Source organism: Deltaproteobacteria bacterium, assembly GCA_040223695.1.
In the GTDB taxonomy this organism is placed as follows: Bacteria; Desulfobacterota_D; UBA1144; order Nemesobacterales; family UBA2774; genus JAVKFU01.
The window spans coordinates 75,095-96,320 of record JAVKFU010000009.1 but is presented as its reverse complement, the minus strand read 5'-3'; the positions used below and the strand labels follow the sequence as shown (position 1 = coordinate 96,320).

Here is a 21,226-nt window from a genome sequence, read left to right as displayed (position 1 = left end):
CTTCCCTTAAGATGGAGGAAATTCATGAATAAGTTTCTCGCTGCTCTCACCGCTATACTCCTCACGGTACCGGGTTTTCTATTTTCCGCCGAATCCAGCGCGGACCAGGCGCTCAGCGGACTCGGCCTAAACAGTGGTAATCTCACACATAAGGAAATTCCCAAGATAAGTCCGAGATTGGGCCGGATGATGGGCAAGCTTAAAGACATGGGGGCTGAGAGAAGCGACATGCGGAACCTTTCAGCCCAAGACCTGTCCACTCCGCTCGTCAGAGTCAGCAATGAGGGAAATATAGAGGTAAATATATACTGCGATGAGACATCCGGAACCAATATGGAGCAGCTTTACAGCCTCGGGCTCGAAACCGAGGTCGTCAGTGAAAAATACAAGGTAGTTCAGGGCTGGCTTCCGTACGATAAGCTCGAAGAAGCGGCAAATCTCGGATTCGTATCCAGAATTACGCCCCCGGCCTACGGTCACACAAGGGTAGGCTCGGTAACCACGGAGGGAGACGGAATCATGGGTTCCGATATAGCCAGGGATACGTTCGGGGTGGACGGCGCGGGAATTAAAGTCGGTGTGATTTCTAACGGGGTCGACAGCATGGCCGCGTCCCAGCTTACGGGCGACCTGCCCGATTTCATAGACATAGGCGATCCCGGAAGCGGTGACGAGGGTACAGCCATGCTCGAAATCGTCCACGACATAGCGCCCGGCGCGGATTTGGCATTCCATAACGGTACATCCAGAATGAAATTCATACAGGCGATAAACTTTTTCCGAAATAACGGAGTGGACGTGATTGTGGACGACGTCGGCTTTCTGTCGGAGCCTTACTTCCAGGACGGCTCCGTCGCGGAGGAGGCGGCAGAGGCGGTCGAGGACGGAATTATTTTCGTATCAGCGGCAGGAAACGACGCTGACAGGCATTACCAGGATATATTCCTCGACGACGACCCGGAGGACACGGAACTCGACTTTCACGATTTCGGCGCCGCGGCGGGCGAAGGGAGCGATATCGGGATGACGGTCGAGATCCCCGGTTTCAGCGACTCCGTCATTGTGCTTCAGTGGACCAACCCGTTCGGGGAAGCTTCGGACGATTACGATCTTTTCCTGGTCGATTCATTTACGGGGGAGATACTGGACTCAAGCACGGACGAGCAAGACGGCAATGACGACCCGATAGAAATCGTAGGGGTGTCCAATGGCGGTCCCGGCGAGGGTTTTTTCGATATACTAGTAAGAAAGTTCAGCGGAGAGGATCAGACATTCGAAATATTTTTTAACCTAAGCGGCTCTCCGACCGAATATAACGTTCCGGAGAACAGTATTTACGGACACCCGGCGGCGCCGGGAGTTATAGCCGTTGGCGCCACTAATGACGGAGAAATCGAATTTTTCAGCGCCCAGGGCCCCTCCTCGATATTCTTCTCCCCGACGGTAACGGTCTCCGGTATATCTTCCGAACGAGCCGAGCCCGTTCTCGAGCAGAGGCAAACGCCGACTATTGCTGCGCCGAACAGAATATCCACTACGGCTCCCGGGTTCGAAACGTTCGCGGGCACGTCCGCTTCGGCGCCTCACGTGGCGGGTGTAGCGGCGCTTGTGCTTCAGGGCCTGGGTTTCGGAGCGAATATAGCAGCTCTGAGCAGGGCTGAGTCCGGTCTGGTCGCCGTGAGGCAGGTTGAGGAAGTAAGAGACATATTAGCAACTACGGCCGACGATATACCTCCCCCGGGATTCGACAACGTATCGGGTTTCGGGAGCATAAACGCTTTTGCAGCCGTCGAGGAGGCTATAGCACGGAGCGGAGGCGTTCCGGTCGACGGAGGCGACCCTCCCCCGGTGGACGGCCAGAATAATTCGGACGGCGGAGGCGGGTGCTCGATTCAGGCCGCGGGGAATGCCGGCGTTTCGGGAACCGGGGTTATAAATTCATTCATTCTGCTAATCCCGATACTGGTCTTCACGGTGAGATTCCTCAGAAGAACGAGAAACAGCCAATTTGACCGGAGGGCCCGACAGTGACTGTCTGTCCGTATTTATGAATAAACCCCTACGGGTTTGACCGCAATTCCAGAAGGGTAATTCCGGCTTGTATCCGGGGTGAGGAAATATTCATGAATACCTAGTTTATGTCCGGAGAATTGTATTGTATAAAAGGGGAGATTATGAGGCCAGATTCAGGGTAATCCTCCTCTTCTCGACATCGGCGTTCACAACCTTAACCCTGACCGACTGACCGATATCGAACCAGCGCTTCTTCCAGTTATTGACGCTGTCTTTAGGTATAAGCCCCTCAACGAACACTTCCTTGACTTCCGCAAACATGCCGAAGGGGAGGACGCTCAATATAACACCGTCGAATTCCTTCCCGACATGAGACTTCATCAAATGGGCTCTCTCGAGGTTTATGGCCGACCTTTCGATTTCATCGGCGTACCTCTCCCTGTTTGAAGAGTTCTCCGCTATCCAGTCGAGAGACTCCCGGTCATAGGGTTGACTGCTCTTTTTGAGGATGGCATTTAAAATCCTGTGGACGATTAAATCGGGATAACGCCTTATCGGGGAAGTAAAATGGGTGTAGTGATCGATAGCAAGCCCGAAATGACCCGCTTCACGGGTAGAATAAACAGCCCTCTTTAATGAACGCAGAATGAGCATGTTAACGGCGATTTCCTCAGGCTTATCCCTGCTCCTGTCAATAACGCGCTGTATGTCGAGAGTGTTCAGATCCCCGTTAACGGGCAGACTGTAGCCGAGCTTCTTCAGACCCTCCGACAGCTCGACGAGAGACTCCTTTTCGGGCTGTTCATGAACCCTGTAAAGGGAGGGAATTTTCAGGTTCCTGATGTGATTCGCCACCGCCGTATTGGCCGCTATCATAAATTCCTCGATAATGACGTGAGCGACATTTCTCTGGGTCCTGACCACGTCCACTGTCCTCCCCAGCTCGTCCCTTATGAGATCGGGTTCGGGTATGTCAAAGTTGAGCTCGCCCTTCTCGATCCTTCTGGCCCTGATCCGCTCATAGAGCTCGTGCATTATCCTGAGCTTGGGAGTGATATGTTTCTCCTCCGACGATATCCTGCCCTTTTTTTTCAGAATATCGGCTACTTTGCTGTATGTGAGGCGCGCCGCGCTCTTAATTACACTGTTGTAAAACCTGGATTTTATCATCTGGCCCCTGCGGTTAAAATCCATCTCGACTGTTTTGGTAAGCCTGTCCTTAAAGGGAACAAGGCTGCAAAGGTCGTTTGAAAGCTTCTCAGGCAGCATGGGAACCACTTTGGCGGGCATGTACACACTGGTGCCCCTGTTAAGCGCCTCGTTATCGATTTCACTCCCCAGATTCACGTAATAAGACACATCGGCAATGCTGACCAAAAGCCTGTAGCCGGATTTGGTTCTTTGTATCCCGACAGCGTCGTCAAAATCCTTCGCGTCGTCGCCGTCTATCGTGAAGATAATTTCATTCCTCAGATCCACCCTTTTTTCAATCTCTCTGCGGGCAATGTCGTCCGGTATCCCTTCAGCCTCTCTCAGGCATTCGGGCGGGAACTCCTCTTTTAAGTCATACTCTACCAAGAGGCCCTTTCGTTCGACTTCCAGATTGCCCGCTTTTCCGAGCACATCCACCAGACGCCCCCGTATATTACGGCCGGGGGAAACCTTGCCGCTTATTTCGAACACGACCAGACTGTTGTTCCTGAGACGTCTGATCTGCCCGGGCTGAAGCGGTATATGAGGGATTCGTTCGTCTTTGGGGATAATTTTTCCGGTTTTTCCCGTTCTCACAAATTTTCCCAGAATCCTGCCCCCTTTTATCATTCCTTTAATCGGGGCCTTGGTCTGAGGCGTCTCTTTTTTATTTTGAGACTCTTGTTTGCGTTCCGGAATTATATATCCGCCTTTCGTACTGCCGACTTTTCCCTCCCTTACCATTTTCCGGATAATCTTCTTGAGGACAGGCCTGTCTTCCTTCGGCATCCCCAGACGGCGCGTCAATTCCTTTGACCTCATGGGACGATTATCCGAACTCTTGAGTAAACTGAGTATTTCTTTAGGCTTGGGAACTTTCATCTATAGATTGAATTAATGACTCGTGTACGGATAGTTATTATTTACCGATAGTTACAATGTGGATAATTTTCCATAAGAGAAATTAACAGTATGTAATTTTACACAGTTTATCTTTCAAGTTCAATCCGCGTAAGTCCGCCCGTTTTCCCGTGCTTATTTCGAGCCCGGCGGCTCCCGTTTCCATACGGTTGAATAAATCATGAGATTCAGATAAAATTTCCCCTTCAAACAGAACGTCGCATAATCAAGGAGATCCGTATCCAGATGCTAAGGAAAAACATACCGGGGGCCGTATTAATAGTTCTTGTCGTTCTCTCATTTGTCGGTGTGGGGCTTTATCTGGGAATATCACTGAATTGGCCCGCCTATTTCAAGGTTCTGGCCATAGTGGCCGTAATCGCGCTGATTATTTCCGCCATTATAAATACGGTGCCGTCCGGTAAGAACACGAATAGTTAATATAATTCCCTTCTTCCGGCCCTCTTCGATCACGGTGTAATGATAAGCTCGCTTCCGCCGCCGGGTCCCGCCGCCTCTTCATCAGGATGGTAACGCAAAATATGTATCAGGTAACTTTGGGGGTTCGGGTCGTTTTCAGCATAAAACTTCACTTCTTTTAGAAATTCATTAACAACACTCACCGCGTAATCGAGGGTGACTCTGTCCTGGCTCAGGTCGGGGCTGTCCTTGTCCTCGGTTAGCGTAATCAGCACCCGCGTCGATATTTCATTCGCGAATCGGTTATCGCTTTGGTGCTGGTAGATCAACCCCTTCTTCTCCGTCTCCAGCGTGTTTTTTACGAGCTCAAATGCAGAGACCAGGTCCTCATTTTTAATACTTCCGTTCGCGCGAAGCGAATCGGCGATAATCTTCTCAATCCTGGCGAAAATTGCAGGATTCCTGTTATAAAGCTGAGCCCTCCGGACGTAGCTCGCCGCCCCCTCTCTTCTCAACCTTTGCTTCATTACCTTTTGCTGATGGTGCTTCTGCCCCTCTACGAAATACTTGCAGTCAGGCGGACAATTAATCTCGACACCCCTCTTCTCGCCGCAGCAGACAGGACATATCGAAGCCCTCTTGGCGGGACAGTATCTCTTCGCCTTTCTTTTGTCACAGATTACACACTTCATTGTACCGGCCTACAAAGCCCTCGGAGAAACGTTTTCTCTTACCCAGGCTATGATCTCATCCGTCCTCGCGCCGGGTTCGAAAACCGCCTTGACCCCCTTTTCTTTGAGTGACTCAACGTCTTCCGCGGGGATTATCCCCCCTCCGAATATAGTTATATCCCTCACCCCTTTCTCATCAAAAAGACGAATTATCTCGGGGAATATGAAATTGTGCGCGCCCGAGAGAATACTCAACCCGACAGCGTCCACATCCTCCTGAAGCGCAGTCTCGACTATCGCCTCGGGGGTGTTATGAAGGCCCGTATATATAACCTCGAATCCCGCATCCCTGAGAGCCCTAGCTATAATCTTAACGCCCCTGTCATGCCCGTCGAGGCCGGCTTTGCCTATCAGTATCCTGAGTCTTCTCCGGTCCGTCATTTAACGATTCACCCGCCTTCACCGCGCTTCCGGCAAAAACAGCATAAGAAAACGGAAATTTCTCAATCAAAAATAGCCCGGGTCCCTGTACACCCCGTACGCTTCTCTGAATATGTCGCTTATTTCGCCCAGGGTAGCGTATTCTCTGACCGCGTCGATAATCGAAGGCATTAAATTCTCCTCCCTCCTGGCCGCAGTCAAAATATCTTCGAGTCTCTTTTTAACCGCTTTATCATTCCTTCTCTCCCTGATCCGCCTGAGCTTTTCGCCCTGTTCCCGCTCCACCCTGTCATCTATTTTCAGCGTGGAAATAGTCGCTTCTTCGTCCGTATTGTATTTATTCACCCCAACTACGGTCTTCGTACCCGTATCGAGCTCCCTCTGGTACCTGTAGGCCGCGTCGGCTATCTCCTTCTGGGGATAGCCCTCCTCTATCGCCTTTATAATGCCGCCCATACGGTCTATTCTTTCTATATAACCGGCGGCCTCACTCTCTATCCTGTCCGTGAGCGATTCGACGACATAGCTTCCGCCCAGGGGGTCGATCGAATTTACAACCCCGCTCTCTTCGGCAATTAGCTGCTGTGTCCTGAGCGCGACCGTCACCGACTCCTCAGTCGGCAAGGCGAGGGTTTCATCCATGGAATTCGTATGAAGGGACTGAGTGCCCCCGAGCACCGCCGCCAGTGCCTGAATGGTCACTCTGGCAATGTTATTCAACGGCTGCTGCGCGGTGAGGCTCGCGCCCGCTGTCTGGGCATGGGTCTTCAACATCCAGGATTTAGGATTCTTCGCCCCGAAGCGCTCGCGCATAATCCGGGCCCACATTCTCCTGGCGGCCCGGAACTTCGCCACTTCCTCAAGGAAATCATTATGGACATTGAAAAAGAAAGAGAGGCGGGAAGCGAAGTCGTCAACGTCGAGGCCCCGTTTTACGCTTTCCTCGACATAGCCGATACCGTCCGCGAGGGTGAAAGCGAGTTCCTGCACGGCGGTAGAGCCCGCTTCCCTGATATGATAGCCCGAGATCGAAACCGGGTGCCATCCGGGGACCTGTTTAGCGCAGAACTCGATAATATCCACATTAATTTTCACGGAAGGCTCAGGCGGCGATATCCACTCCCTCTGAGCTATGAACTCCTTCAGCATATCGTTCTGAAGGGTTCCCCTGAGCTTCTCCCAGCTTATCCCCTTCTTCTCCGCCATTACGAGATACATGGCGAATATAATGCTCGCGGTGCAGTTTATGGTCATTGAGGTCGTTACTTTATCGAGATCAATCCCGTCAAAGAGAACCTCCATGTCCGCAAGAGAAGAAACAGACACGCCTTCCCTTCCGACCTCCCCTCTCGAGCGTTCATGGCCGGGGTCATAACCCATAAGCGTAGGCATGTCGAAGGCGGTGCTGAGACCGGTCTGTCCCTGAGAGAGCAGATACTTGAACCTCCTGTTCGTATCCTCCGGCGAGCCGAATCCCGCGAACTGTCGCATAGTCCAGAGGCGGCCCCGGTACATCGTGCTGTGGATACCGCGCGTATAGGGATAGGAACCGGGAAATCCCAGACCCCTTGAGTAATCAAATCCGCTCATCTCGAGGGGTGTGACGAGCGGGTCCACTTTCATGCCCGATACGGTTGTAAAGTCGGCTTCCCTTTTCGGTGAATTATCAAATTCTTTTTCCCACTTCTCTCTTGCTCTCGTCAGTTTGGAGAGCTCTTCTTTATCAATCGACATCCGTGCCTCCGACCCTATGGAATTCGGTGATTTTTCAAGAACCATATATAAATTTACGGCCCTCATTATAAATAGTACTAAAATTCCGGGTGGATTTAAACAGTTATTTGATAAACGGGGAAGAAAATCGAGACCGGGATACAAAATAAACAGGGGAGAAGAAACTTGGGGTTAGCCGGAGAAAGCTTCTATCCCGCATATTCCGAAAAAAGGAGGATCAAAGATATACGGGATAGAAGGTATTATTTCGTCGTTAAATAATTTTCATTAAATATTTCCGTTCACACCAAACTAGCACCGAACATTTAAGCAACATTATGGTCCGGGTGTCGGCGGAGTCTCCTCCTCAACTGACTGAGTGATGACAACCGTAGCTTCTATAACTAAATCTTCAGGCGGAGGTATAGGACAGAATGCAGCAAGCTCTGGGGGAACTTCGAGAAATATCCTTGCGGTCATTATTTGAGTTCCGCCGGCTCTTGCGGGGTTATACTGAACAACAAACTCCCCGGCCTCAACGCTTCCCGATACCGGGACTTCAACAACTGCAAACCCTCCGTTAAATAATCCGATATCCGGGTTGCTCAGCGATACCTCAGCTAGAGTCCCCGGTTTAATCCCGATTGTATTGAAGATTAGGGTCAAAAATATATCCTGAGCTTCCGCATCCATGGGATTCGGAACAGTGATATCCTGATTGTCAGGCGGAATTATCCCCACACCCTCGAGTGTAATGGTAATGAAATCACTCTCCTCATCGCCGTCTATGGGTCTTACCGTTACCGCAATGTTCACCGTTGCAAGCTCATTTATACCAATGAGAACTCCGGAAAGGTAATTCACAAATGCCACGCCCCCCTCGACTGTTAAACTTCCGCCGAAAAGACAGCCCCTTAATACAGGGGGCAGGTCGTTCGAGAATGTAATTTCGAAATCGATAGGCGTGCCGTCCGGGACAAGCTCCGTGTTGACCTGTATAACCGATTCGTCGCAGGCGTTTCCAAAAAGCGCCCCCGGATTGCCGCTTATACCGATTATGGCCGTGTTTATGGGCTTATCCGACACCTTATTGTTATCCAGACTATCATTACAGGAATGTTGAAGTACCATGATCAGTGCAACAAACAAAAGGGCAGAAAACCGTCTAAAAGGTTTGTTTGTCAGAATTCGTTTTATATCCATGAAAAACCATCCCTCCTTAATCGAAAATTGATGCGACTAATTAGCATTCACCGAAAACTCGACTACATCCACAGAGCCGCTGTCCGTCGATGCCTCCAGAAAAGCAGGATTGATAATATCTTCTCCGCTTAATAATATTATTACGAAAGCTATTCCTCTATTATCGGTAAGAATATCAAACGGGGAATCCACAAAAGCCCCCATGCTGAACCATTCAGTTATGGGAGTAGAAGAGCATCGTTGGGGCGAACAGGCCTTATCGTTTACGAGTTGAACCGCTCTGGCGTCGCTCACGCCGTCTCCGTTAGTGTCAACTACGAAGTCATTTTGACCTGCAAAGGAGGCGATCCATATAACCCGTACATCATTAAGAGGCTCTCCATCGGGACCTAAAACCTGAGCCTGGACCAGCCGTGTTGTGAGCGAATTGTCGGGGATTGTAGTATCACCGGGCGGATCGAGGATTTCCACGGTCGAGCCGAACGGGGCGAACGCCGGGTTGGCGCCTCCGCAACTGAGCGCGATTATCCCTGCCAGAAGAACTCCGGCAACAAGAGACGGGAATAATACTTTCCCTATAAGTTTTCTATTCATCAGATCATCCTCCTACTATTAATCTTTATCAGCTTCTATCTGATAATTCTGGGAGTTATGAAAACTATAAGCTCCCTCCTCTCATCATTGGTTAAATTCCTCTGAAACAGCCAGCCGAAGAGAGGCAGTCTCGAAAACCACGGCAGACTGTCGTTGGTATCGTTTATCCTTCGCGTAAAAATTCCTCCGATCACAATCGTCTCGCCGTCGCTGGCGAGGACCTGAGTCGTGGCCTCGTTTCTTCTGATGCTCGGCTGCCCTCCGGCCCCCGTAACCGCCGGGTCGGGGGCGTTGTCCGTAACCACTATCTCCATCAATATCCTGTTATCGTTCGTGACCTGAGGCGTGACGGACAACCTTAACGTGGCATCCACAAACTGCGTTTGAGTACCCGCAGCGGAGACGCTCAGAAAGGGAATCGATACGCCCTGCTCTATTCTCGCGGGCGTATTGTCGAGGGTTAAAACCTTGGGCGAAGACAGCACCCTTCCGTCGCCTCTGGACTCAAGAGCCGAGAGCCTGAGGTCGAGATCATACGCGCCTGTGAGGCTTCCGAGGACGATTCCCAGAACTCCTCCCGCGCCGGTACTCGCGGCGGCAGGCAGGTCTATAATAAAATTGTCGCCGGTGGTGCCGAAAGGGGCGCCGACCGAAGTTCCTCCGACTTCCACACTCGATGGAAACGTCGCTCCGGTAGGATTTCCGGTAGCCGCGGACGCGCGGTAATTAAAACCCCACTGCACACCGAGGTCGCGAGTGAAATTGAGGGTCGCCTGAACTATGCGGGACTCGATTAAAACCTGCGGCGTCCTGGTATCGAGGTCCCCGACCAGATCCTCAATCTGCCTCACTCTTATTCCGGTGTCGTTGATCAATATGCTGTTCGTACGAACATCCACTCTTATCTCCCCCCTCGGACTTAAAAGGGGCTCCACAAGCGGAATCAACTCCGCGGCGGTCGCGTAGTTAACGAAAACCTGCTTCGTTATCAGCGGCTCAAGCTGCTCGTTGGTCTGAGCCGCCCTTTGTACCGCCTGCTGTCTTGCCTGGAGGGTTCCGAGCGGCGCTATTCTCATTACATTCCCGTCAAGGAAAGCCCCGAGACCGGCGTCTTCCAAAATCACGTCAAGCGCCTGGTCCCACGGTATATTCGTTAATTTTAAAGTAACCGTCCCTGTGACGTTTCTGGCAATAATCATATTGAAACCGCTTATATCGGCTATGATCCTCAAAACATCCCTTATATCTGCATCCTTAAAATCAAAGGAAACCAGCTGTCCCTTGTATGTCTTGGTCGCTCCGGGCATTGTTGTAAGTCTGAAATCAAAAGCGTAAAGGTCTTCAGGCTTGACCGCGACCTCGACTTCTCTATCCCCCTGGATTTCATCAGCCATTTTACGGATCTCGCCGAAATTCAGGGTAATCAGATTTCCATCCTGCCCCATTTCGACCGGAACTTCTTCTTCCTTGAGCTCGATCACCAATATAACGTCATTCGGTTTAATCGGATCCCTGAAAGACGAAATGAAATTAATCGGACTGTCGAAATCACTCACATCTCTGGAGACCTGGAATTTATCGGCAAGTATGACATTCATAATTTTCAGGCTTACTTTTTTTTCTTCATCCGTAAGCCTTTCAAACTGTACCGGCATGGAAGTACCGATCGATACTATCCCCATACCCCGCTGGACCTCGAACCCTATGCTTTCAACGGAATTGAATCCGTCCGAGGGATTAGGCCTGTTCCCGTAATCCGGGTATACGCCCGAGGTGCCGGTCTGGGCCTGAGCGATTTGCATGAGTTCCGTTTCATTTCCCGAACCAGGGCCGGCCGGCTGAATCTCTGTTTCGCTGTAATCGTTTATCTCAAGATGCATCTTGCCCTGAGCCCATGTTCCTGAGAACAGGAAACAGGCCGCGAGCAAAATCACCGGGTTGAACAGGAATCTCATAAAACCATCCTCCTTAACTTAATAATCCTCCTTTATATTAATTCCGCTATTCACTCTTCATCATCTTGAAACGCCAAAACCGACTCCTTCACTTCTACCTTCACTTCTCCGTACACATTTTCAAATCTGGCCGTCTCCTGAACGAGCAGTCCCGTATCTCTGACCTCCAATATGACGCCTTCGTTGTTTCCGATCTTGTCTCCCACCCCGAGAAAGTAAGTATTCTCCTCAGGGTCGACTACCATTGCCTGGGGGTTTCCTCCTATCCACACGATGCCGGAGATTCTGAATTGATCCAGCGAGTATCTCTGGATCGGAGGACGCACTACGGGCGAAGGCCCGACAGGCGTGGCCACCAATTTTAAAAACGGCTTGAAAGGATCGCGCTTTCCCGCCGAGTCATAGGGCGGTTTCTCCTGAGCGGCCAGCGAATCACCCCTTCCGGGGAGCTGCGCGTCGCTCGAATCACCCTGTGTTGCATTCGGGTTTTCAGGGGCAGGCGGATTTTCATCCCGAACATCTTCACCGCCCGCTTCATCAGATATTTCATTTTTATTATTACGCGCTTTTTTGATTACCTCATAGCCCTCAGAAACCGTGTCGTCATCGACATCTACTCCCGCCTCCTGAGAATAAAGACCACGAATCGGACAGAGAGCCACTATCGACAAGATAAGGAACCCGCCAATTAATTTCCCCTTTCCTTTCAAAATATTTCTCATTTGTCGTCCAACCGCTATTTTCCTTTGCGCATTCCCTTTGCTTTTCATTTTTTCGGCGCCACGGGGGGCTGAGGTAATAACCTGAAAGTTACTACATTGAACTTGGCATTGAGTAAGACCTTGCCCCCGTTAACATTATTTCGGGTCAGCTCCAGGTTTCTTACGTTAACGATTCTCGGCAGCCTCGATATGCGGTCAAAAAAGTCAGCCAGATTATAGTAAGACCCTATTACTTCCATCTGTACAGGAATTTCGGCGTAAATTTCTCTTGTGACCTGCCCCTGGGGAGCGAAAATGATTGAATCCAGATTCGAGGCCGATATCTCCGAATATACGCTGTCTATCAAAGTCGGTATTTCCTTCTCCTTTGGAAGCTTCCGCGCTACCAGTTTAAATTCCCTGTTCAGGCGTTCGAATTCCTTTTCAAATTTCGGCAGCTCGGCGGCGATAGCTTCATATTCCCTGACCTTATTCTGTACCTGTCTCAGCCTCCCTTCGGCCCGTGTTATTTCCTCGGCCTTAGGAGACCAGAAGAAATACCAATAGACCGCTGATATAACTACGACAATCGCTATCAGAATCCCGATTTTATTTTGCAGGGACTGTTCATTAATTCTTTCGGCAATATCATTTAAGAAATCCATTGTCTCTCATTCACCTTCTTTGCCTAAGGGCTTTGCGCCTGATTATCGACTTCTTCCTCGTCTGCCGGGCTTTTTTTATTACCCGCATAGTCAAGCCTGGTATCGATAACGAAACTTCTAAGATTCTGTTTTCTTATCTCCGCTTTCTTTATTACTCCGAGCTCCACACCTTTAAAAAAAGGTGAGATCTGAAGCGCCTGCATAAAGTCCGCGACGGTAAACTCGTTATCCGCCACGCCGATTAGCTTCGCCTGCTGCCCCTTTTCGGAGAACTCGTCGATCCATGCCTTGTTCGGTATGGCGCCTGCGAGGGCATCCATGACGTATAAAGGTCCGGTACGATTTTTTTCCAGTACATTTATAATTTCAATTCTTCTGTTAAGCTCAGCGTTTTTCGCCTTGAAATCATCCACTTTCTTTTTTATAACCTCAAGCTCCTTGATCCGGTTTTCCCCCACTCTTATTTGCGTGTTTAAATCCTCTATCTTCTTATTCTGGAGAATATGAAGAGTCGCTATGACGGCGAATAAAGCAATAATCACGCAAGTCCCTATAAGGAGCTCTCCATACCCTTTTACCTCTCTTTTTTCCGGTGTGGGGATGAGGTTTACTCTTATCATTGCTTATCCCCCGGCTTTCTCGAAGCAAGGCCCATAACAACGCTCATCATCGGCGCTATGGATTCTATATATTCTGGATCAAAATCACCCTTGTCGTAAGTGACGCTCCTGAAAGGATTCATGAACTCCACCTTTGCCTCGTTAAGGTCGGCCAGGGTTTCTTTCAACCCCGGGACCATCGATGAGCCTCCGCCGATCAAAATATTGTTCACTTTGCCAGTCCATAAGGTTGAAGAAAAGAACTCGAGAGTCCTCTTGATTTCCCCGCTTATCAATTCAATGAAATCCTGCCTTAGAGAGCCGACCTCGGAAGACGATTCCTCCTCCGGAGGAGTAAATTTCATCTTCTCTGCTTCCTCATACTCGAGCCCCAATTCATTCATTATCCATTCAGTAAACTGATTTCCGCCGGTTGTTATGTCGCGGGTAAAGATCGAGACGCCGCCCTTTAGAATATTTATGTTTGTAACCGAAGCCCCGATATTGACCAGCGCGACAAGGTCCTCGGATTCCATGTAATTTATTTCGTACATATTTTCCAGGGCGAAAACATCCACATCGACAACAACCGGATTGAGTCCGACCTCTTTGACAATCGAAACGTAGGAGTTGGTAACGTCCTTTTTTGCGGCCACAATCAGAACATCGATATTACCCTCAGGCGTCTCACCTGGAATAACCTGATAATCATAATTTACATCCTCTATGCTCTGGGGCAGGTATTGCTCAAGTTCCCAGGGAATGGATTCCCTGAGCTCGCTTTCGGACATTTTCGGCAGACTCACCTTTTTGATTATTACGGAGTGGCCGGAGATTGAAATCGCAACGTTCTTTGTTTTAATCTTCAGGTCGTCTATCAGAGAGGATATGGCCTCAGCGACGGCATCGTGGTTCTGAATAACTTTGTTTACGATAGACTGACGGGGCAGAACCGTCTGTCCGACATTCTTCAGCTGGTAGCCGGATTTGGTAGATTGAAGCTCCACCAGCTTGACAGTATTGGAACCGATATCTAGGCCTATAAGCCCTTTCCTACGTAAAAACAAGTGATCCTCCTTAGTTACAATACTAATTTAACCACTTTTTTAAAATATTTGCAATAGTTACTTTAAATCATATCAATCCGCCCTTTAATCATTTATGTTATCGTACTGAAATACTTGATTTTATTCAATATCTACTAATGTATAAATTTATGCCGGGCAGCTATTAATTTTGAAAGAGAGAGGGAAGAGTGGAAAGAGCTTGCGGTGCCGTACAAAACGGCGTTATCATCTGAAAGTGATTTATTAAGGTAGTCGGTAATCATTGTTTCAACTCAGGCAACCCTCCCGCCACAGGTTCATCCACCCCGGGCCATCGGTTTTGCGTCCCACACTTTCGCGTAGTCTGCCCTTTATCTGCCGGAAAACCTATACCATAAATTGAAAAGTACCGCTTAAGAGCCTATATGTCAAGAATTTTACCCAGGGAAATCGGGTGCATTTAAATGGAATTTAAAGTAAAACAAGAAGTTTCTAGGAAGAAGGCGAAACATCCGTACCGTCTTCATAATAGATCTCGACCTCTCTTGAAAATACCCTGCTCGGGTCGGACGCTACGGACAAGCTGAAGAATACCCTTTCGGACGGATAGAGCAAAGCGGTCGGATCATCTCCAAAAACGGAGACCGAATTTGCTTCAATTACATTTCCGTTCTCGTCTTTAAGCACTATTACCACGTAGAGCGAGCTTACCGCCTCATCCCCGACGTTAATTACCGCGCCGTTGAATTCGAGGTTTCCTTCCCTGTCGAAACTCTCCAGTATGGGACCGTCAAGCTCAACCGTACCATTCCCCTCGGGGCTGGCGCATCCCCAGACTGACAAGACCATTATAACTATGAGGACCATATACTTTTTCATTTCTTTCTTTTCTCAGCCAGCTCAGATATTGAAATTACATTTTTACCGGATTCCTGCCTTTTTTTCACCTTGCCATCCGACTGCTGATCGGTCTTATGATCGTCGATTATATCGCCGAGCACCTTATGCATTATTTTGAGCGCGCCGATCGAATGCTCCTTGAGGTAACCCTTTTCGAAAACGACTTCTCTTTTTTTCCTCGCCATCAGGAGATAGAAAATAAACGCCTGGTTATTTAATACTATCAGCATCGCCGCATAGAGAAGGTAATTATCGGCAAGGACTTTCTTTAAAATAGCCTTTGTGTCCGAATCTATTTTCACTATACCGAACGGCTCCGTTTCGGCCTGCGAAGTAAAAGGCACGGATACCGATATAATCCCGTTATTATCCTTAACCGTGTATCCGCTTTCAGGATAAAACTCCTTCATGAATAAACCATAGGTGTCCAGCCCCTTTTCAACGTCCTTTTTAAAAACGACACTGAAGAACTTAGGCGCTATCTCAAACGTGTTGAATAATTTCTTTCTTCCCAGTCTCTTATCAAGGAAATGATAGAATTCTCCGCTTGTCGGCTCTTTGCCCTCCTCCGAATAAAAGTCACTTGCCAAGTCACCGATAGTTTCGGAAATCGCCCTCGTCTTGGTCACGAACTCGCCTTTCGCCTTATTGAATTGAAATAGAAACACCAGTCCTATCAGGGCCAGAATACACAGCTCTATTCCAATTGCTTTTGCGATAGTCGAAAATTTATTCATCAGGCGCTCTTCATAAACTCTTCGAGTATTTCCTGAATTCCTTCATCCTGAGAATGTCTCAGAAGCATAAAAATCATTCCGCCGAAATCTTTCCTCATGTCCTGATCGAGACTTCTGTACAGGTTAATAAGCGCTTTCTCCGCATCCGTCAGAACCTCAAAACTGTCTTCAGAAATCTCTTCCTTATCCATAAATCTTTTGAGGCGCTCTTTTTTGGCGACAGTCCACAGCTCCTCCATCTTTACCTCAAGTATCGATGCAATTTGCTGGCACCTTTCAAGCGAAGGGGCATCGACCTTCCCCGTTTCAAGCTGATGTATGAAAACGCTTGAAACCTCGAGCGAGCGGGCCAGATCCTCCTGCGTAATATTTTTTTGTTTCCTTTTGCTCTTTAAATAATCGCCAAATCTCATTATTGCCTCCGGAGAATAAGGGTATCCCTAAATTAATTAGAGTGACTAATTAATTTTACATTATAAATGTATTGGAACGCAAGACTATTTAATACTTTTTAAAGAGGCGCTTAAGCGGCGGAGAAAAGAAAGGAAAAAGGTGCATTTTTGACCGAGAAGGACACGGTTTATTTCAAATACACAGCCTGGTTCAACATCAGGAAATAAAAAATACTTTTAAACGATAGAAGGACTATCTCAGGATTTTGGAGATACGCGGTCAAAGTCATCCGACGATATGTATATTTTCTATTTAGAGTAAACTTTAAACCACGTCTGTTTTTAAACCAACATTGATCAGGGATATTGCAAATGCATTTAAAGCAAAACGCAGGTTCTGAAAAGATTAACTCCATACCGGATATGCTGAATTACTTCGAGGACAACCTCAAAGCGGAGGAAGAATGGAAAATAGGAACGGAGTACGAGTGTATCGGCGTTTACCGGGAGAATGCGAAAGCAGTAGATTATTCAGGTGATCGCGGGATTGAGACGATTCTCAAGAAACTTTCTCTTCTATATAATTGGGACCCAGTAATAAACAGTAATCATGTCATCGGGTTAAGGGGACCGGACGCCGGAATCAGCCTGGAACCAGGCGGACAAATCGAGCTGTCGGGAAAACCGCACAGAAATGTCCATACCGCTCAAGAGGAGTACAATGAATTTATAAACAAACTCCTGACATCGGCGGAAGGCCTCAATATATCTTTTCTGGGTCTGGGCATGCAGCCTGTCAGTACATTAGATGAAATTCAATGGGTGCCGAAAGAACGGTACAGGATTATGGCTCCCTACATGGAGAAAGTCGGCACCCTGGGTCACAGGATGATGAAACAGACGGCCTCTGTTCAGGTAAATATTGACTATTCGAGCGAGACGGACGCAATGAATAAATTTCGTACGGCAATGGGACTCGTACCGCTGCTCAGCGCTATTTTCGCAAATTCTCCAATCTCCGATAACAAACTCAACGGCTATATGACCTTCAGGGGACACGTCTGGGCAAACACCGATTCTCAACGCTGCGGTCTGTTGAAGTTTGCCTTTAACGAAAATGTCCGTTTCGAGGATTATATACGCTATGCGCTAAACGTGCCTATGTATTTCATATCCCGAGATGAACGGCTTTTGGACATGACCGGACTAACGTTTAAGGAATTTATGGAAACGGGCTGTGAAGGACATTATGCGACCGTTGATGACTGGGGCCTCCATTTATCAACCTTATTCCCTGAAGTGCGTATGAAAAAATATATCGAGATTAGATGTTTTGACAATATTCCTCAACAACTTGTAATGGCCGTTCCCGCTATCATCAAGGGAATTTTTTACGATAACGACTGTCTCCTGGCCGCCCGGGACCTGGTCAGGGATATGTCCTGGGAGGAGAGGCTCGACGCTTATCATTCAGCGCACCTGATAGCGCTTGACACAAAAATCAGGGGTGTAACTTTTACCGAGCTGGCAAAGGAGCTTATGCTGATTGCGATAAACGGATTGAGCAAACAAAACACGCTAAACAACCAGGGCGAAAACGAAACCGTTTATATGGATTCGCTTCAGGATATGATTTGGAGTGGCCGCTGCCCTGCTGATTTCGTCAGGGAAAGCTGGTTAGACAACAGAACCGGGGACTTAATAAAATTTATCGATTCATATTCTTATAAAGCTTAAATGCCGCATTGCTCTTAATTAAGTAATCCGATGACAGCACATACGGGGCGAGCTTAAATATATCGCAATTACTACTCCTGACTATAACAGGAGACAGGACTTGAGCGCCGCGACCCGCGCAAGAATATTGATTCTTATCCGGCCTCTAATTCAGGGCCGCATCCAGCATACTTCACTACTAAAATGTTTTGCCCAGGTACACAAAAGGCGGGAGAACGACACCGAGGATTTTCTTGTCATCACTTGATATAGTAGATATTGAAGGAAGAATTTCTTTCAGGTCTATAGACTTTGCCTTATATTCAAGAGCAGAGACATTCAGATGACTAAATTCCTCTTCTTCTGCTCCGGCGCTGTCCGTTTGATTTCGAGCTATTTTAAATCCCCCGCTGTTGAACAGATTAGCCGTATCAGGCGATAGCTTTACCAGCGTACTAGACACAACATCCCCGGTATCCGGCGCCGCCAGGATCGCCGCTTCGCCCGGTGTATCCAAACCTGCTTTTGCAATCAATGGCTGTTCTTCCATATTCCCCTCCTCGGCAAGAGAAAACGGCGCAGCCATTGCGCTCAAGGCCATAATTAATGATGCGATAAAAAATAGCATTTTTGTCTTTATTGTTTTCTTATATCTTATGCTCATCTATCAAACCCCCAAAACCTTTCTAACTCTGAGATGCACGTTTTTAACTCTAGGATGCAAGAAATTGAGAAGCCCACCAAGATTAGTGTTAATGGGCTTCTCTCTAAGAGGAAGATGGTTGCCCGTTCATAGTTATTGTCCGGAACTGTACAGCTTCATTATCAAGCGTGGTTCGGGAGAGGAAATGGACTTCTTCCGGATTATTGACGGGAAGCAGTAAGGTCTTGTTAAATAATACTTAATTTTACTTTCTATGATGTCGGCCAGAAAAGCTGGAAAGGATACATAAACCAGTTTATAGTGGTCCTAAAAAATGCCCGGAGACGGAATTGAACCGCCGACACGAGGATTTTCAGTCGGTTTTCGTATATTCGGGTAAGGTATTGATACTATTTATAAAATGGGAAAAAACCCTTTTTCAGGGGTTTCTATTTGTTATATATGTTATACGGGGTACAACGGAAAGGGTTAATTATGGTTGGTTCTTAGATTATTCTTAGACATCCATTCTTCTACTTTGATACTCCACGTCCTTAAACAATATACTAACTCTTGTCTAATTTGGATTTATAACCGACCACCATAGGGAATTACTGTGCCCACCCAAAAACTATAAAACGAAAATTAAGGTCAAAGCCACCTCTCCTTAGTTCCTGTAGAGATGCTTTATGGGGCTCAGCCACCCAACACTCAGACCCTCTGATGCTCACATTATTCGTCTGAGTTTTGGAGGGACCGTACCCCCTCGTAGTCTTTCGGGTAGCCCACCAGTCGAAACACTTGCTCGTTATCAGAATCTACCATGGCTGCTTCGAAGAGGTCCTCGGTTTCGGTGACTGTACCATCCGCATCCAACCAGATTGCCAGACTGTTCGGGCAGTCACAGGAGAGTGTGCGCCCGTCAAGTAGACGCTGGGCCGTTCCCACAGAGGTCGCCTGCACACCTAGGTCGGCCGCCAGAACAGGCCTGGCAGGTCCGTATATGCCGTCTGTTTCCAGCTCGTAACTGCCATCGGGCAAAATTGGAGGCTCGATTTTCACGACCATGCTGCTACCACCCTCAAGTCCTCTTGTTGGGTCTGAGATATTGTTGTCGTACATAATGAATTGGCGATCCTCAGCGATCCATTTAGGATCGTGCACCGCGGATAGGAGGAAAACATCGGCATCATCCCGGCCATAAACCCATGGGTTGCCCCATCGATACAAGAGCTCTCCGCCCCGGCCATAACGTCCGCCCGTGCTCCCGGCTGCCTCCTGAGTGGTGGTAGAGTGATCGATTACCCAGAGTTCGCTGTAGTGGAATGATGTGAAAACAATCTGATCGAGCTCTTCAATATAGAAGGCAGAGTTCACGTGCATGAAATCCTCTGGAATGGTTAAGCCACTTCCGTAGTTGATGTCGATCCGCCCGAGATTTTCTTCTAAATTCCCGAAGTTGGCCTTTGTCGGATCGAAGTCCTGAATGAGGTGATCGGCAGCGTTCCATTCCCAAACTATCTCTCCTCCACTACTTCCCGTCGGTCGTACCTCTATGATGGAATCAATCCATAATCCACCGGAGGTAAGGCGTTGCGGGTTGCGTCCTAGCGCTATGGACTCCTCTTCGGTGTAGTACCTCCACACAGGCATAAGGAGATTTCCATTAGGTATCACTGTGGCAACATGATGAGGCGCGAAGTCGTCGCTGAAGTATTCGAACGTCCAGACAACATCACCGTCTTTTGAGATGCGCTCGACAATGCCTCCAATCTGAAAGGTGGCGTTGTTCGCATCACTGTAAGCCTTTACGAAGCGATTCTCGGGCACGATATTGTTGATCGATCCAGCGCGTATTATACTGCCGTCCTCCTGGAGAAAGGCCGACTGCCCGGCGAAGAGCTCGCTGGACCACTGATAAGCAACATTGTACGAACCGTCGAATAAATACGTCTCAGTCGATATGCTTGGCGTGTACAATATAAAACTCTCTCCGTTATTTCCATCGGAGGAGCAGCCGCCGACAATTAGGACCAGGATAAACGTCAGATATATCCACTCTGGGAACCTCAAGCCGCCAAAGATATTATTAGATGTGCTAAGTTGATAGAATCCCATCCAGTGATTACTCCTTTTTGATTTCTTTGTTTTTAAATAGAACAATTAGTCAAAAGAATTAAATCGCCTGAACTGCTGTTTATAAGAATATTTATCCAAATGTAGTGCAGTTTTCCGTGGCAGTCAACAAGCTATAAATAGGCTTTCACAGCTCTTGGCAACAAAAACTATAGCTCTGCTTTATAAAAGTCCTGCGACAGACATGGCCGACCGATGTAACGGTTTTTGGGGAAGATCTGAGTATCGATCCCGTTCCGACATGTAATACTAATCCACGCCCTTTCGATATAACTATATTGTTTACAATGCTATGACGTCCGGAGAAAAACTTAAGACTGGATGAACTTTATTAGAATTATGCCCGGAGACGGAATTGAACCGCCGACACGAGGATTTTCAGTCCTCTGCTCTACCGACTGAGCTATCCGGGCATGAATGAAGCGTACAGAAAGTTGATTTATGAATTGCTGCAAATTGAGATAAAACTCAAAAAGCGGATAAAATTCTACCCAACTACTAATTTACAAGCAAGTGTGAAATTCAGCTATTTACGACTAATTTTTTTCGGTCTTAAGTGAGACAAAAGGGAGAACAGCGAATTTTCTTCC

The 21,226-nt window shown here is 48.1% G+C and carries 19 protein-coding genes, 1 tRNA gene and 1 riboswitch; of the genes, 3 read left to right on the top strand and 17 right to left on the bottom strand.

What is annotated here, in order from left to right:
* Positions 1-24 precede the first annotated feature (24 nt).
* A complete protein-coding gene (locus tag RIG61_02055; GenBank protein ID MEQ9617939.1) occupies positions 25-2,031 on the top strand; it encodes a S8 family serine peptidase in 2,007 nt (668 codons plus the stop codon).
* A gap of 141 nt (positions 2,032-2,172) precedes the next feature.
* Here the strand turns inward: RIG61_02055 and rnr are convergent, their stop codons facing one another.
* A complete protein-coding gene (rnr, locus tag RIG61_02050) occupies positions 2,173-4,026 on the bottom strand; it encodes a ribonuclease R (protein MEQ9617938.1) in 1,854 nt (617 codons plus the stop codon).
* A gap of 324 nt (positions 4,027-4,350) precedes the next feature.
* On the opposite strand from rnr, the gene RIG61_02045 reads away from it, so the two are divergent.
* Complete coding sequence (locus tag RIG61_02045; GenBank protein MEQ9617937.1) at positions 4,351-4,545, top strand: hypothetical protein; 195 nt, start codon at positions 4,351-4,353, stop codon at positions 4,543-4,545.
* Between the two features lie 29 nt (positions 4,546-4,574).
* On the opposite strand, the gene RIG61_02040 is transcribed toward RIG61_02045, so the two are convergent.
* The 13 genes from RIG61_02040 to RIG61_01980 form a co-directional block, all read right to left on the bottom strand.
* Positions 4,575-5,216, bottom strand: coding sequence for a hypothetical protein (locus RIG61_02040; GenBank protein ID MEQ9617936.1), 642 nt, complete (start codon positions 5,214-5,216; stop codon positions 4,575-4,577).
* Positions 5,217-5,225: 9 nt separating this feature from the next.
* Positions 5,226-5,636 (bottom strand): cobalamin B12-binding domain-containing protein, encoded by a 411-nt coding sequence (locus RIG61_02035; GenBank protein MEQ9617935.1) that lies wholly within the window; start codon positions 5,634-5,636, stop codon positions 5,226-5,228.
* Positions 5,637-5,702: 66 nt separating this feature from the next.
* Positions 5,703-7,370 (bottom strand): methylmalonyl-CoA mutase family protein, encoded by a 1,668-nt coding sequence (locus tag RIG61_02030; GenBank protein MEQ9617934.1) that lies wholly within the window; start codon positions 7,368-7,370, stop codon positions 5,703-5,705.
* Between the two features lie 315 nt (positions 7,371-7,685).
* Positions 7,686-8,552, bottom strand: a complete 867-nt coding sequence (locus RIG61_02025; GenBank protein MEQ9617933.1) for a hypothetical protein — start codon at positions 8,550-8,552, stop codon at positions 7,686-7,688.
* Between the two features lie 36 nt (positions 8,553-8,588).
* Positions 8,589-9,146 (bottom strand): hypothetical protein, encoded by a 558-nt coding sequence (locus tag RIG61_02020; GenBank protein MEQ9617932.1) that lies wholly within the window; start codon positions 9,144-9,146, stop codon positions 8,589-8,591.
* Positions 9,147-9,181: 35 nt separating this feature from the next.
* Complete coding sequence (gene pilQ, locus RIG61_02015) at positions 9,182-11,101, bottom strand: type IV pilus secretin PilQ (GenBank protein MEQ9617931.1); 1,920 nt, start codon at positions 11,099-11,101, stop codon at positions 9,182-9,184.
* Between the two features lie 50 nt (positions 11,102-11,151).
* A complete protein-coding gene (locus RIG61_02010; GenBank protein ID MEQ9617930.1) occupies positions 11,152-11,823 on the bottom strand; it encodes a pilus assembly protein PilP in 672 nt (223 codons plus the stop codon).
* A 44-nt stretch (positions 11,824-11,867) separates the two neighbouring features.
* Positions 11,868-12,467, bottom strand: a complete 600-nt coding sequence (pilO, locus tag RIG61_02005; protein MEQ9617929.1) for a type 4a pilus biogenesis protein PilO — start codon at positions 12,465-12,467, stop codon at positions 11,868-11,870.
* Between the two features lie 23 nt (positions 12,468-12,490).
* A complete protein-coding gene (locus RIG61_02000) occupies positions 12,491-13,087 on the bottom strand; it encodes a PilN domain-containing protein (protein ID MEQ9617928.1) in 597 nt (198 codons plus the stop codon).
* Entirely contained in the window at positions 13,084-14,133 is a 1,050-nt protein-coding gene (pilM, locus tag RIG61_01995; GenBank protein MEQ9617927.1) for a type IV pilus assembly protein PilM, read from the bottom strand. The genes RIG61_02000 and pilM overlap by 4 nt, the downstream gene beginning before the upstream one ends.
* 272 nt (positions 14,134-14,405) lie before the next feature.
* A riboswitch (cyclic di-GMP riboswitch) is annotated at positions 14,406-14,491 on the bottom strand.
* A gap of 113 nt (positions 14,492-14,604) precedes the next feature.
* Positions 14,605-14,991: an FxLYD domain-containing protein gene (locus RIG61_01990; protein MEQ9617926.1), complete on the bottom strand. Its 387-nt coding sequence runs from the start codon at positions 14,989-14,991 to the stop codon at positions 14,605-14,607.
* Positions 14,988-15,749: a hypothetical protein gene (locus RIG61_01985; GenBank protein ID MEQ9617925.1), complete on the bottom strand. Its 762-nt coding sequence runs from the start codon at positions 15,747-15,749 to the stop codon at positions 14,988-14,990. Before RIG61_01985 ends, RIG61_01990 begins: the two co-directional genes overlap by 4 nt.
* A complete protein-coding gene (locus RIG61_01980; protein MEQ9617924.1) occupies positions 15,749-16,162 on the bottom strand; it encodes a helix-turn-helix transcriptional regulator in 414 nt (137 codons plus the stop codon). Before RIG61_01980 ends, RIG61_01985 begins: the two co-directional genes overlap by 1 nt.
* 351 nt (positions 16,163-16,513) lie before the next feature.
* Here RIG61_01980 and RIG61_01975 point away from each other — a divergent pair, with 351 nt between their 5' ends.
* Positions 16,514-17,878 (top strand): glutamate-cysteine ligase family protein, encoded by a 1,365-nt coding sequence (locus RIG61_01975; GenBank protein MEQ9617923.1) that lies wholly within the window; start codon positions 16,514-16,516, stop codon positions 17,876-17,878.
* Positions 17,879-18,056: 178 nt separating this feature from the next.
* Here the strand turns inward: RIG61_01975 and RIG61_01970 are convergent, their stop codons facing one another.
* The 3 genes from RIG61_01970 to RIG61_01960 form a co-directional block, all read right to left on the bottom strand.
* Positions 18,057-18,521 carry a hypothetical protein gene (locus RIG61_01970; protein ID MEQ9617922.1) on the bottom strand — a complete coding sequence of 155 codons (465 nt, stop codon included), beginning with the start codon at positions 18,519-18,521 and terminating at the stop codon, positions 18,057-18,059.
* Positions 18,522-19,232: 711 nt separating this feature from the next.
* Positions 19,233-20,618 carry an aryl-sulfate sulfotransferase gene (locus RIG61_01965; GenBank protein ID MEQ9617921.1) on the bottom strand — a complete coding sequence of 462 codons (1,386 nt, stop codon included), beginning with the start codon at positions 20,616-20,618 and terminating at the stop codon, positions 19,233-19,235.
* A 358-nt stretch (positions 20,619-20,976) separates the two neighbouring features.
* Positions 20,977-21,049, bottom strand: a tRNA-Phe gene (locus RIG61_01960).
* Positions 21,050-21,226: the final 177 nt, after the last annotated feature.

Bases quoted from the DNA above. Each gene is read 5' to 3' on its own strand.
- RIG61_01975 (MEQ9617923.1), top strand. From the start codon at position 16,514: ATGCATTTAAAGCAAAACGCAGGTTCTGAAAAGATTAACTCCATACCG.
- pilQ (MEQ9617931.1), bottom strand. From the start codon at position 11,101: ATGAGATTCCTGTTCAACCCGGTGATTTTGCTCGCGGCCTGTTTCCTG.
- rnr (MEQ9617938.1), bottom strand. From the start codon at position 4,026: ATGAGGTCAAAGGAATTGACGCGCCGTCTGGGGATGCCGAAGGAAGAC.
- RIG61_01980 (MEQ9617924.1), bottom strand. From the start codon at position 16,162: ATGAGATTTGGCGATTATTTAAAGAGCAAAAGGAAACAAAAAAATATT.
- pilO (MEQ9617929.1), bottom strand. From the start codon at position 12,467: ATGGATTTCTTAAATGATATTGCCGAAAGAATTAATGAACAGTCCCTG.
- RIG61_02000 (MEQ9617928.1), bottom strand. From the start codon at position 13,087: ATGATAAGAGTAAACCTCATCCCCACACCGGAAAAAAGAGAGGTAAAA.
- RIG61_02055 (MEQ9617939.1), top strand. From the start codon at position 25: ATGAATAAGTTTCTCGCTGCTCTCACCGCTATACTCCTCACGGTACCG.
- RIG61_02045 (MEQ9617937.1), top strand. From the start codon at position 4,351: ATGCTAAGGAAAAACATACCGGGGGCCGTATTAATAGTTCTTGTCGTT.
- RIG61_02025 (MEQ9617933.1), bottom strand. From the start codon at position 8,552: ATGGATATAAAACGAATTCTGACAAACAAACCTTTTAGACGGTTTTCT.
- RIG61_02035 (MEQ9617935.1), bottom strand. From the start codon at position 5,636: ATGACGGACCGGAGAAGACTCAGGATACTGATAGGCAAAGCCGGCCTC.
- RIG61_01985 (MEQ9617925.1), bottom strand. From the start codon at position 15,749: ATGAATAAATTTTCGACTATCGCAAAAGCAATTGGAATAGAGCTGTGT.
- RIG61_02020 (MEQ9617932.1), bottom strand. From the start codon at position 9,146: ATGAATAGAAAACTTATAGGGAAAGTATTATTCCCGTCTCTTGTTGCC.
- RIG61_02040 (MEQ9617936.1), bottom strand. From the start codon at position 5,216: ATGAAGTGTGTAATCTGTGACAAAAGAAAGGCGAAGAGATACTGTCCC.
- RIG61_01965 (MEQ9617921.1), bottom strand. From the start codon at position 20,618: ATGGGATTCTATCAACTTAGCACATCTAATAATATCTTTGGCGGCTTG.
- RIG61_01990 (MEQ9617926.1), bottom strand. From the start codon at position 14,991: ATGAAAAAGTATATGGTCCTCATAGTTATAATGGTCTTGTCAGTCTGG.
- RIG61_02010 (MEQ9617930.1), bottom strand. From the start codon at position 11,823: ATGAGAAATATTTTGAAAGGAAAGGGGAAATTAATTGGCGGGTTCCTT.
- RIG61_02030 (MEQ9617934.1), bottom strand. From the start codon at position 7,370: ATGTCGATTGATAAAGAAGAGCTCTCCAAACTGACGAGAGCAAGAGAG.
- RIG61_01970 (MEQ9617922.1), bottom strand. From the start codon at position 18,521: ATGAGCATAAGATATAAGAAAACAATAAAGACAAAAATGCTATTTTTT.